Genomic DNA, 13472 nt, shown 5'->3' with positions numbered 1-13472 from the left:
ATCATGTTTAAGGTTACCAACCGGGATTGTTTTTGATGCCGGTCTTCCAATATTCGCCTTCGGGTATGGGATAGAGGTACATCTTCTCGCTGAATACGCGTTTTTGTGCCACTTTGCGAGTGATGCTGCCGTCGGCAGCTACATCGATTCCTATGATGTCGCGTCCCAACGCTTTCTCGGCCACATTCCACCGGCGTACATCCCACGGACGATGTTCCTCGAAAGCCAGTTCTATGCTACGCTCCTTGCGGATGAAGTTGCGCATCTTCTCTTTCGTATTGAGGTCTGTTCGATCGGCTATATTCCCCGTGATACCGGCACGATGGCGTATCAGGTCAAGCGCTTTGTATACTTCCTCGCAAGGTCCTTGTACCTCATTTATGGCTTCGGCATAATTCAGCAGAATTTCCGAGTAGCGAATGAAAGACCATAGACGGTATGCCTTACCTCCATGGTTGTTGCTCAAGATGGATTCCGGAATCAGCTTCCGCACATAATAACCGGTCGGAGTGGCATTGGCATTTCCCATCGGGTTGTCGCGCTGTCCTTTCACCACGTTGATAGTTCCGTTTCCCCAAACAACACCATGATAGAGGATGGATGCATTCAGACGTTGGTCGCGGTTAATCCACATCTTGGCATCGCTGTACCCGGCGGCCGGGTTGATAATCGGTTGTGTGCCGTTATATGCAGGCGCCCCTGTTTCATCATAACTTTGGAACGGAGCGTTTCCGTCTATCATGTCATACATGTCTATCAGGTTTTGCGAAGGACATAGACCGCCGTTTCCACCTTCTCCTACCGGAGTGTCATTGGAAATGCCTCCCCAGGTTATTGTATTGTTGTTGCGGTAGAAAATCATTTCTTTGTTCCCTTCGGCGGGTGTCAGCAACCAGGCATTGGTCAGTGCAGTCTTGGCGTCTACGCCTTGCATCAGTGAGTAAAGGCCTCCGTAAGTGTCGATGAAGCTCTTGTTGGCATCGGCAGCCTGTTGCCATGTGACACCCGATTCGGCACTGTAACGAGGACTGGCCATATAAAGCATGATGTGGCTGTGGAGCGCACGTGCCATGGGTTGATTGATGCGTCCGTATTCTTTGTAGTTTTTATCATTGGGCTGTAATCCGGCTTCGCACTCCTCCAGCTCTTTCAGAATGAAATCCACTACATACTCTTTCAGTGTGGGACGGGTGGTGTAGTTGCTCAGCAAGTCACCGTTGGGGTCGAGTACTTCGGTCACTATGGGGATAGGGCCATAGCGTAGGAAGAGTTCCCAATAGAACCATGCACGCAGGAAGCGGGCTTCCGAGATGTAGTTCTGTTTTTTCACCAAATAGTCGCTTTCGGATAGCTCGGCACCTTTGGGAACACTTTCTATACGGGTCAATATCATGTTGCATTTACGTATGCCACGATAGAAGGCTTCCCAAGTGGCGGTGAGTTCGTTGGCACCGCCTTCTCCATAGTAGTTGCCTATATTGAAGGTGATACGCACACCCCCATTGGCATAACTGGTCTCACCCAAATCGGTGGCGGCATCCAGCCAGGAACGGTTGATGCGGCATGCTCCGTGGCGCAGGAAGTTGTATGTGTCATTGTGGAATTGAGTCATCATTCCCCAGTCGCCGAACACTTCTTCGCCTGTCAGTTCACCGCTTGGCTGCTTGTCGAGGAAATCGCCGAACATGTCTTCGCAAGAGGTGAGGGTAGTGGTGACGATGCCTAAGGCGAATATGCTGTATAATAATTTCTTTTTCATGTTCACTGTCAGAATTTAATGTTTACACCAAAGTTTACTGTCTTCATAATCGGATAGCGATTGGAACCGTTGCTTTCCGGATCTACCAAGTCATCCAGATGATCCCATGTCATGAGGTTGTTGGCGTTGACGTAAAGACGACAATCGCTCATTCCCACCACTTTCGACCATTTTTCGGGCAGCGTATAACTCAGTTCGATATTCTTCAGACGGACAAAAGCTCCGTTTTTCAGGAAGAAAGAACTTTGACGCTGATTGTGGTCGCCATAGCTGTCGTAGTGCAGCAGAGGATATTGGGCATTGGCCAGATTCTCGCTTTCGCTTTTTGCCGGATTCCAGCGTTGCAGATGGTGTTCCTTCACCTTGCCGCCGTTAACAAAGGCATACATAGCTTCTGCGTCGTAATAGCGGCTTACGTGATCTACGCCTTGAAACATGACACTGAATCCCCAACCTTTGTAGTTTGCTCCCAAGGTCAGTGCATAGGTGTTTTCGGGAACGTCGCTGTAACCGATGAAGGTTTCGTCGCGTTCGTCAATGAATCCGTCTTCGTTCATGTCACGGTATTTCAGATCACCCGCTTTTGGATTGCCGAAAGTAGAGACGGGCAGTCGGCCGCCATCAATGTCGGCTTGTGTCACGAATCCGTCGCATACCAGACCGAAGTATTGACCGATGGGATGCCCTTCGCGTTTGCGGTAATCGGTTTTCAACTTCGGCTCATCCATGTTTTTGATTTCGTTTTTGGCATGCGAGAAAGTCAAACCAACGTTGTATGTGAAATCTTTGTTGATGCGATGGCTGTGCTTCAGTTCGATTTCAAAACCTTTGTTGGCGGTTTCTCCCAAGTTGGCGGCGGCCATGGTGGTTCCCACCCATTGCGGGCGGGTGAGGAACTGGGTCAGAATATCATTACGCTTTTCGTAAAAGAGGTCGATGTTACCGTTCAATAAACCGTTCCACAAACCGAATTCAAGGCCGACGTTGTATTTATGCGCACGTTCCCAAGTGACGCCATAGTTAGGATACTGCGACTCATAGATACCGCTCATGCCGGTACTTCCAAAGTAGTAATCATTGCTTAGTTGCTGCCAGTTTTCTTCGTAGAGGAAACGCTGTGTTACCCCGCCTACCTGATAGACATCGTTACCCACCTGTCCGTAGCTGGCACGTAGTTTCAGATTGTTCAGCCACCCGGAGGAGTTTTGCATGAACTCTTCGTTGCTGATGCGCCATCCCAAAGAGAAAGCCGGGAAGAAACCGAAACGTTTGCCTTTCATGAAGTTTTCCGAACCGTTGTAACCGAAATTCACTTCTGCCAGATAACGGTCATCGTAGCCGTATGTGGCACGACCCACTAAGCCTTGATAACGTTTGGCCAGTTCGTCGTTCACGCGATAGTCGTTCTGGTTGTAGAGCACCATACCCGTAACGTCATGTTTGCCGAATTTGCGGGCATAGTTGATTTGTGCTTCCATGTAGAGCTTGTAGATGGCATTGCGATCTTGCGAGCCGGCCAGTTCACCGTCGCTGTTGAAGCGGTTGTAGGCATCAATGTCGTCATAGTTGTCGCGGTCGTTCAGCTCGTATGTAGCAAACAACTTGCTATATAGTTTTTTGTTGAACGAGTCGTAGTCGAACGAAACCATTGCTTTGGCGCTGAGGCCTTCGGTCAGCCAATCCATTTTGTAGTCGGCAATAAAATTGGTTTCGTTGATGGTGTTGGTGGAGCGATAGAAGCCGGCTTCGGCCAGACGTCCTACGATGTTGTTTTGGTATTGCGAACTGCCGCCGTAAATGGTTTGCCGCTTTTCTCCGTTCTGCACTTCGGTTTTTACGGGGAAGAGCCATCCCGGTGTATGATTCATTTCGTAGAAGATTTCGCTGTAGGCGGCACTTTCGTTGCTGTTCGAACCGCCGCGCTCCTCGAAACGCGTACCGAAGTTGACGGAGAAAGTCAGGTCTTTGGTCAGGAAGAGGTCCATATTGGCACGGAAGGCATATCGGGTGAAAGTCGGGCTGGAAGAGTTGCCGAACTTGTCATTGCTCAAATCCTTCACCAATCCCTGCTGATTGTAATACTCGGCCGACGCGTAGTAACGCATACGCTTTGTGCCTCCGCGCACGCTCACGTTGTAGCGTTGGGCGGGAGCACTGTTTTTCAGCACTTCGTCATACCAGTTCACGTTAGGATAGAGCATGGCGTCGATGCCGCTCAGTTGACCCGCACTCGATTTGCGGAACATTTCCAGGTCGGCAGCGTTGAATTGCGAAGGCAAACCGTCGTTGGCCAATGCTTCTTCCAACAGTGTCAACGATTGGTAAGAGTCCAGATACGTATCTTTACGGGTAGGGCTTTGAATCTGGTAGTTGGCCGTCAGGCTCACTTCCGGTTTTTGTTCCTTGCCGCGTTTGGTGGTAATCAGCATCACGCCGTTGGCACCGCGTACACCGTAGACTGCTGTGGCCGAAGCGTCTTTCAGTACGGAGATGGTTTCGATGTCGTCCGGAGCTATTTGTGCGAACGAGCGTTCCACACCATCTACTAACACCAGCGGTTGTGCATCACCGGCAAAGGTGGCACGGCCGCGGATATAAATCTGCGTGTCGTCCGAACCCGGCGCACCGGATGTCTGTGAGGTTATCACACCCGAAATTTTACCGGCAATGGCTTGTGACACGTTGGCGGCAGGTGAGGCAAGCAGTTCCTTACTCGAAACTTGAGAAATGGCTCCTACCACACTCTCCTTTTTCTGGGCTCCGTATCCCACAACCACCACTTCTTCCAGCATTTCGCTGTCTTCTTTCATCAGGATGTTGAAAGAGGTTTTGCCTGCAACGGGAATCTCTTGGGTCTGATACCCTACGTAGGAGATTTGCAGTGTGGCATTCTCACCGCTCACTGTGAGTTTGAAATTACCTTCCAAATCAGTAATCACACCGTTTGTTGTGCCTTTTTCCACGACGCTGGCACCGATTACGGGACCGAAGGCATCGTTCACTACACCGCTCACTTGTTTGCTTTGGGCAAAAAGTTGCTGCACGGTCAGCATGAAGGCAAGTGCCAACAACATGCCCGCCAAGCGGGGAGTAGCTGATATTGTGACTGTTTTGTTGTTCATAATGTATTGTTTATAAGGATTGTTACTTAAATAGCGGAGTAAACAGGTAGCAGTTTGAACTATCCATCTTGAGGTGCGAGCCATCTACGATGAGAAATGCTCGTACAGGTTGGTTGCCGTCGCCGCAGTTTGTTACAAAAGTTTCTTTATACACGTTTCCGTTAGGTGACGTGGCAACAGCCGTAGTAGTCACTTTGGCTCCGTCGCGCAAGATGTTTATAGTCACTTGGGCACCTTCCATGTCGGCACGGAAAGCATCCCAATTGCCATAGCCCTCGTTGGTCCAGGTACCTGCTCCATAGCTGTCGCCCCATCCGTAAAGGTCGGATCGAATGACAAAGTATTCGGCATAGCCACCCGCACCACGGTCGGCATCGGTGCAGAGGCAGAGGTTCCAGTTGTTCCAGTTGCCCGCCCCGTTGGTGTGGTTCTCGAATTCAAGGCGCAGATTCTGTCCGGCAGGAATCAGGAAATAGTCAGAAAATTCCTGCCACCAGCCTGTGGAACAATCTTCGGCACCGATAGCGGTTTTCGTTATGGGCTGGGGAGTAAAAGCGGAGGTCTCTTGGGTGTCGAATACGATGTGTGATCCGTCCATCACAAAGAAAGCTCTGACTATCTGTGCGCCGTCTCCGCATGTGGTGGTAAAAGTTTCTTTATACACGTTGCCGTTATTGGCTTTGGCCGTGGCTTCTACAACCACTGTGGCTTTGTTGCGGCGGATGGTTACCGTCACATCGGCTCCTTCCATGTCGGCACGGAAAGCATCCCAGTTGCCGTAGCCTTCGTTGGTCCAAGTTCCCGTTCCATAGCTGTCGCCCCAACCGTAGAGGTCGGACCGAATGACAAAGTATTCGGCATAGCCGCTTCCACCCCGGTCGGCATCGGTACAGAGACAGAGGTTCCAGTTATTCCAATTGCCCACTCCGTTGGTATGGTTGGTAAACTTGAATTTTATTTGTCCATCGGCGGGTATCCTGAAATAGTTGGAAAAGGCGTTCCACCAGCCTGCCGAATTATCCTCCGCACCCACCGTGATGATGGGAGCACCGATGATATATTCAAATGCGCTCTCTTCCATGCTTGGCATCCGGCATTCGTTGTCGGTTATCTGGTTACGATAGATTTTGATATCGTCTATCCACATCTCTTGCGTGGGAATGTCTGAGCCGGCACCTATATATAAATAGGAAGTAGCGGCCATGAATTGTACAATCTTGCTGAAATCGAAGTCTGATTTCAATACGGTTTTGTCAATACGTTGTTTTCCGTCTACATAGATGCTGTAGCCGTCGTTGCGCACGGTTACCGCCATGTAGTGCCACTCTCCGGCGGGCAATAGCAAGGGATTTCGAGAAACTTTGTTTTCTTCGGGATTGTTGGCTTCATATTCTCCGTCCACCCCTTCGTACTTCAACCAGCCGTTTGCAGTGAGGAACATGCGTTGTGTTCCGTTGCTGTTCTGAAAAGAGAATAATGCGCCGGTCAAGTCGGGTTCCAGTTCCTCTTCCGTCTCTTTGTCGATGCGGAGGGCTTGTTTTACCCAGAATGTCAGCGATATGCCGTTTTGAACCTTGTAGGCGGTCAGCGGATTGAACGTACGGGCATAACCGTTGGGCAGGTGCAGCACGTGTCCGTGGTCATTGTCTTTTTCCACCACGGCGATGTTGCCTTCCTCATAAGCGTAGTAATTGAAACTTTCCGGTTCAAATCCTGCTTCGCCCTCTTTTGCAGCCGGTTCGAAGTCGATGTTTGCTACCTGTTCCAATTTGGGATAGACATCCGTACCTGCCGGTGGATCCATTTGGCCCCAATCCTCGCAAGCCGAAAATGAAAGAATAGTCATTGCCGCCATAATAATGGACGGACTCTTTCTTGTCTTCTTCATAATACAGATATTAATTGTTAAACAAATTCGGTTTCTACTCACAAGTAGTAACGCAAAGGTATAACATCGTCTGCTGAAAGAGGTGGACAAATGAACATTAGAGGTGGACAAACGAGTAAATAAGTGTATTATTTACATTGGTTGTGCTTCTCCATACCATATAAAGCTGCTTGTTTCTCTTTGTTTAGATGTTTCTGCTTTATTCTGCTTTAAAGATAAATGTATTACGTTGAATTACAAACTTTGAATACACCCATCTTCTTTTGTAGGGTATAAAGTTAGGGAAAAATAGTATATGTTGAAAGTGCTAACCAACTTGGAAACGCCAACAAGTTTGGGCACTTTAATAAACAAGAACAATTTGCTGTTTCTTAGTTTGTTATATATGAAAACTCTTCTCGCGCGCGAGAGAGAAGAAAAAAGATAAGAGAAGAAAAGAGGAGAATAGAATAGAATAGAAAAGACTCTCCTCCATAAGGTTCCTCTCAAAACGAAGGTGGAGGTGGAGGAGATTGCCACTTATCGGGAAAATTGCAGCAGATTGACGAAGGAAATGCCACACTTCATCGTCCTAAATGCCACACTTTGTTGGCTCAAATCTCACACCTTGCACCTTGTCAAGTGTGGCATTGGAGACGGTGAAGTGTGGCAAAAGAAACGATGCGCTCCTGCAACCGGGGTTACCGGTTCTTCAAGAGCGGGATTGTTCGCTCAGCAAGGTGCCGGGACTGATGTTGAACTCTTTGGCAAAACATCGGCTGAAGTATTTGGGATCGTTGAAACCTACTTCATAGGCTATTTCTGCAATGTTCATACTCTTGGTGTTGCGGGTTTTCAGAATCAGTTCGCGTGCCACATTCAGGCGGTAGCTGCGGATAAACTGATTAGGCGACTGTCCCATCAGGCTTTGCAACTTTTGGTTGAGCAGCGACTTGCTGACCCCTGCGGCTTCGCTGAGGTCGCCGACTTCCAACGTGGGATCTTTGTAGCGTGTCTTCACCGCCTCCATGATACGGGCGATAAATTTCTTGTCGCCCGATTCGTCGCCAATGTGCAACGCATCCGGATCCATGCTGACGGCAAATTTCCGCTGATAGCGTTTCCGTGCCTCCAAGATATTCTCTATGCGTGTCAGGAGCAACGTCTCGTCAAAAGGCTTCAGCAGGTACTCGTCCACGCCGATGCGGTAGCTCTCTATGCGAGACTCTTGCGAGGTTTTGGCGGTCAGCATCAGGAACGGTATGTGAGAAACGGAGAGATTCTCCTTCACGCGGCGAGACAGTTCGATGCCATCCATCACGGGCATCATCAGGTCGCTGATAATGAAGTCGATGTGCTGTGAAGTCAGCACGTTCAAGGCTTCTTCTCCGTTAGAGGCCTCCGTCACCTGATACTTTTCGCGAAGGATGGAGCGGATATATCCGCGCATATCGAGGTTGTCTTCCACCACGAGGATATGGAGACGTTTCTGGTTGCCATCGGATGGCTGTGCGGGCAGGCCGAATGTGGTTTGCCTGCCTTCGGAAGCGGCAGGCTCGGCAGATTGAGCGGTAGATACGGGAATCAACAGACGGAACGTACAACCGGCGGTGCGGTTGTTTCGTACCTCGATGTCACCGTTCATGGCTTGCACGATGCACCGGCACAGATAGAGGCCGATGCCGCTGCCCGACTGTCCGTACATGGGGAATTTAGGCTGGTTGCGCACTTGGTAGAAACGATTGAATATTTTTTCAAGATCTTCGGGCGGAATGCCGCTGCCCGAGTCGCAGATGCTGATGTAGAGCGATTCTGCACGCTTTTCCGTCTTTGGAAGCCGGGCGATGAAGAGCGACACGCTGCCGCCGTCGGGGGTAAATTTGATGGCGTTACTCAACAGGTTGGTCAGTATCTTTTGCATGGCTTCTTCATCGTAATTCAAATGGTTGTCGCCGAGGCGGATGTAGAACCTCAGGTCGATGTTTCGCTCATGGGCGAAGACGGCGAAAGGCATCACCAGCTCGTTGGCAAACTTTCCGAAGTTGCCGGGAGTGTTGACAATCTTCAACGTTCCGGATTCTATCTTGCGGAAGTCCATCAGTTGGTTGACGAGCGACAACAGGTATTTGGAGTTACGCTCCACGAATTGCAGTTGTTCGATGACCTGCGGGTTATAGCTCAGCTTCAGGGCGCGTTCTATGGGGCCGATGATGAGCGTGATAGGCGTGCGGAACTCGTGCGTGATATTGGTGAAGAAAGCTATTTTATCCAGCGTCATTGTATGCACCTTGTGCGCCAGTTCGGCCAGTTTGGCTTTCTGCATGGAAATTTTCTCGTTCTGTTCTGTCAGCAGCCGGTTCTGTCGGGAGAGTTCTTCGGTTTTCTCTTCCAGCAGCAGTTTCTGCTCTTTCAGTTCGCGGGTGCGATGTTCCACTTTGCGATGCAGCAGCTCGCTGCGGCGCTTCAGGTTGCGGACGCGCCATTGATAGAACTGCCATATGGCTATGCCGACCGCTACGATAGCCAGCAGAATGAACCAGACAGTCTTGTAGAAGTAGGGTCTGACAAGTATGTCCAGTTCTGCCGTTTGTTCCTTGCCGCCTTCCTGATAAGGAGTGTACTTCACTTGCAGGGTGTACTTGCCCGGCGAGAGGTTGGTGTATCGGGCAAAGCGGTGGTTGGCAGGTGCGGGAATCCATTGCTTGTCGAAACCGATGAGGCGGTAGCTGTAGCTGCCTGCATTTTCCGGTTCGTAGTTGAGTGCGGAGAATTCCAGCGAGAAGGACTGCATGCTCTCGTGTATGCTGATTTTGCGGGTGAAAGGCAGGTCTTTCGGCAACATTCCCTTGCCGGGCTGTACTACTTCGTTGCCTGCCCATAGGCGGGTGAAGCGGAGAGGTGCGGGTTGCGAGGGGAGATAGGAAGGAAGGTCGGGGGTAATGGCCACCATGCCTGTCACATGTCCGAAGTACAGCAGGTTATCGGTCGAGCGGCAAGCGGCGTTCCAGTAGAATTGCGTGCAGTCGAGGCCATCTTGTTTCGTGAAGTTGATAAAATGTTTTTTTTCGGGGAGAAAGCAAGAAAGTCCGTTGTTGGTAGCCAGCCAAAGATGTCCTTTATCATCTCCCAAAATGGTGCGCACCGTGTTATTGGGTAGCCCGTTGACAGTGGTATAGGCTTCGAAACGCTCTTGCCCATCGGTACTGACAGTACGGCGGTAGAGACCGCATCCATTGCTACCGAGCCATAATGTTCCGTCTTCAGACTGATGGAAGCATACAATCTTTTCGATAAGTCCCGATTCAGGCTGGTCGAGTTTGTACTTCAGGTGTCGGTATTGGAACTGCTCTTGTACGGCTGTACGGCGCGAATGCAAGTCGATGATGTAGGTTCCTTCCAGACAGCCTATCCACAATCGGCCGTCGCGGTCGATGATGGAGCCGATGCATCCGTGTATGTTGCGGGCAATGGAGTCGGGCAGGGGGACAATCATCTTTTCCTGCTTCAGGTCGTAGAAATAGAGACCTTCGTTAGCTCCAACCCATACACCGTTATTGATAGAGTCGTAGGTCAGCGAGCCGATAAAATAGATGGGATAGTTGTTGCAATTGGCTGGTGTCAGCGTTTGCAGCCGGCGTTGCGGGTTTTTCTTTTCGAGCAGGTTGATTCCTCCTCCCCAAGTGCCGACCCACAAGCGGCCTTCGGCATCGGCGGTAATGGCACTGACGGAGTTATGGCTCAGGCTGCCGTTTTCGTAAGTATAGTGCTGAAAACTGTGGCTGCCTTTCGCTTGACGGTTCAGTCCTCCTTCCACTGTGCCCACCCACAGAGTGCCCGCTTCGTCTTCGTAGATGGCGTTTACGGGATTGCGGCTCAGGCTGCCCGGATTTTCTTTATCGTGTCGGAAATTCTGCAAAGCCAGCCGTTTGGGGGTCAATAGGTTAATGCCTCCGCTTTCGGTTCCTATCCAGATATGCCGTCCTTCCGTGGTAATGCAGTTCACGAAGTTACTGTTCAGCAGAGGCGTTTTGCTGCCGGGCAGGTCGTTCCTGATCTGCTCGAAATTATCCTTTAGCGGGTTGTATATATTCAATCCGCATAGGGTGGCTACTATCAGTTGCTTGTTTTCGGTGACGGCCAGTGCAGTCAGGAAATTCTGGGAGAGGGAGTTAGGGTCGCCGGTCACGTATTCGTAATGTTTCACCACGTCGTTGTTTCGGTCATATCTGTACAGCCCTTGACTGGAAGCTATCCATATTTCGTGTTCTTTGAGAATAAAATCGGAGATAGTGATGTCCGGGGCGAAGTTCAGGCTGCGAGACACCGGTACGGCCTGCAGGCGGTCTCCTCCTTGCGGACTTACATTGCATATTTGTCCGTTCAAACTGATCCATACCGTGCCTTTCTGCTCGATGTCTTTGAATACCAGGTTGTTTTTTTGTATTCCTGCATGGTTCAGCGAGTGGATGCTTTCAATGTTTCCAGCAGCATTAAACGCTATGCGGTGAAGGCGGTTGCCATCGTGCGTCCAGATACATCCTTCTGCGTCTGCTTCTATGTGTGAGACAGGATGATTCATCAGTGCGGCAGGCAATCCTTTCAGCTTGTCGGGACGGAAGGTCTGCAAAGTGCGTAGGTCGATAAGGTCTACACCCCCTTCCGAGGAAACCCATAGACGATGGAAGCGGTCTTCGCGCACGCAACGCACGAAGTTGCTTTTCAGTTTGCGGTGAAAGGTGTTGGAATTGAAGTGGATAAATTCATATCCATCGTATCTCGACAAGCCACCACCTGACAAAGACAACCAGATGAAACCCTGGCTATCCTGAAAAATATCTTCGATGAAATTAGCGGGTAAGCCCTCGTCCATCGTGATGTAAGTGGCATTGTAGTGTTTGGCAAATGCTTCTTGCGCCAGTATGCGGTCAGGCAACAGAAGAAGCCAGAGAAGTATTGTAATAAGGTGTAAAGAGCCAATAAGGATTTTTTTCATTGTTGTAGACTGTTGGTTGACGGAGGCAAAGTTAGCGTCCGGAGTCTGATTAGCCAAAGTTTTACTGCGCAAAATCTGTTTTTTGTCTGTTTGTCCACCATGTTTGTCCGTTTGTCCACCTCGCCGAAATCCTTTGGACGTATATTTGCGATGTCTTTCAATACAATATTATTTCATCGGGAGATGACTGGGGGATAAGTAAACTTTGGTCGTCTGTTTATTTTATTTGGTAATATGAGGAAAACGTTACAATCATTGTTGACTGCTTTTTGTGCCCTGATGTTGTTGGCCGGCTGTGGGGCAGCTTCATCCTTTGCTCCGACGCCTTTTCCCAACCCTTGGGCGGATGATTATACTCCGTTCTTTTCGATGGAGAATTATCGTTCGTGGGGCACTTACAATGTGCACGACCCCTCTTGTCGCAAGCTGGGCGACTATTATTACATGTATTCCACGGATGCAATTTATCGGGAGAATAAGAAGGAGGCCGAAAAGAAAGGTGTGCCGCTTGGATATATACAGGTGAGACGTTCCAAGGATTTGGTAAACTGGGAGTTTTGCGGTTGGGCGTTTCCGAAGATTCCGCAGGAGGCGATGGAGTGGGTGCGCTCTCGTGCCGGAGGGCAAGGGGCGACGAATATCTGGGCTCCATACATCATTCCATTCGGAAAGAAGTACCGCCTTTATTACTGTGTATCGGCCTTCGGACGCAAGACATCCTACATCGGACTGGCAGAATCGTTCTCTCCCGAAGGGCCATGGACACAAGTGGGCTGCGTGGTGAAGACAGACGAAACCACTGCCATGAATGCCATCGACCCCAGCATTGTAGTCGGTACGGATGGTAAATGGTGGATGCACTACGGATCATATTTTGGCGGTTTGTATTGCGTGGAACTGAACCCGTCGACCGGTCTTCCCGCCACTGAAGGGGATAAGGGACATCTGATTGCCCGTCGCGCCAATTACCGGAAAGATAATCTGGAAGCTCCCGAAATCATCTATCATCCCGACTTAAAGAAATATTTCCTTTTTGTCTCTTACGATCCGTTGATGACGACCTACAATGTACGTGTAGGCCGTTCGGACAAGCCGGAAGGTCCTTTCATTGATTATTTCGGAAAGGAACTGAAAGATACTACCAATAATTTTCCTATCTTAACAGCCCCTTACCGTTTCCGGAATCACCAAGGTTGGGCGGGAACTGCTCACTGCGGTATGTTGACATCGGAGGAGGGCAAATTTTTCATGGTGCATCAGGGACGTTTGTCACCACAAAACTTGATGATGGACTTACATGTGCGTCAGGTGTTTTTCACGGAAGAGGGCTGGCCCGTAGTGTCGCCCCAACGCTATACAGGCAGCAAGTCACAGAAATTTTCCGACGTCGATTTGTTGGGTGAGTGGGAAGTGTTACGGGTGCGAGAACCATTGTATGAACGCCGATTGGAATCCGGACAGATTCTCTGGGGTGAGGATGAACTGAAGAATGAGGAGTGGAACTTGTCTCACACGGTTTTTTTCAGGAAAGGGAACAAGATAGCCGATGGAAAAGGGCATTGGCGCTTTGCGGAGGAAAAACAGTCTCTTTCCCTCACACTTGACGGAGAGGAACTGAAAGGATTGATTGTCTTTGCGGGGCACGACTGGGAGAACGAGACGGAAACGATACTCTTCACGGGGCTTGACAGCCGGGGACGTTCCGTATGGGGAAAAAGAATCAAATGATAC

5 protein-coding genes are annotated in these 13472 nt (G+C 49.9%); 1 reads left to right on the top strand and 4 read right to left on the bottom strand.

Annotation, left to right across the window (positions count from 1 at the left end):
• Positions 1-13: 13 nt before the first annotated feature.
• The 4 genes from C3V43_RS04810 to C3V43_RS04795 all read right to left on the bottom strand — a co-directional run bounded on the left by C3V43_RS04810 (position 14) and on the right by C3V43_RS04795 (position 11741).
• Positions 14-1759, bottom strand: coding sequence for a RagB/SusD family nutrient uptake outer membrane protein (locus C3V43_RS04810; protein WP_106068820.1), 1746 nt, complete (start codon positions 1757-1759; stop codon positions 14-16).
• An 8-nt stretch (positions 1760-1767) separates the two neighbouring features.
• Positions 1768-4833, bottom strand: a complete 3066-nt coding sequence (locus C3V43_RS04805) for a SusC/RagA family TonB-linked outer membrane protein (protein WP_317046018.1) — start codon at positions 4831-4833, stop codon at positions 1768-1770.
• A gap of 70 nt (positions 4834-4903) precedes the next feature.
• A complete protein-coding gene (locus tag C3V43_RS04800) occupies positions 4904-6769 on the bottom strand; it encodes a LamG-like jellyroll fold domain-containing protein (protein WP_106068818.1) in 1866 nt (621 codons plus the stop codon).
• Positions 6770-7460: 691 nt separating this feature from the next.
• Positions 7461-11741, bottom strand: a complete 4281-nt coding sequence (locus C3V43_RS04795; RefSeq protein ID WP_106068817.1) for a hybrid sensor histidine kinase/response regulator transcription factor — start codon at positions 11739-11741, stop codon at positions 7461-7463.
• Positions 11742-12020: 279 nt separating this feature from the next.
• On the opposite strand from C3V43_RS04795, the gene C3V43_RS04790 reads away from it, so the two are divergent.
• On the top strand, positions 12021-13469 hold the full coding sequence (locus C3V43_RS04790; protein ID WP_394336163.1) for an arabinan endo-1,5-alpha-L-arabinosidase: 1449 nt from the start codon (positions 12021-12023) through the stop codon (positions 13467-13469).
• Positions 13470-13472 lie beyond the last annotated feature (3 nt).

It is taken from the genome of Prevotella heparinolytica, assembly GCF_002998535.1.
In the GTDB taxonomy this organism is placed as follows: domain Bacteria; phylum Bacteroidota; class Bacteroidia; order Bacteroidales; family Bacteroidaceae; genus Bacteroides; species Bacteroides heparinolyticus.
Note: the sequence above shows the minus strand (reverse complement) of the source record. Positions and strands in the feature narration are given on the sequence as shown.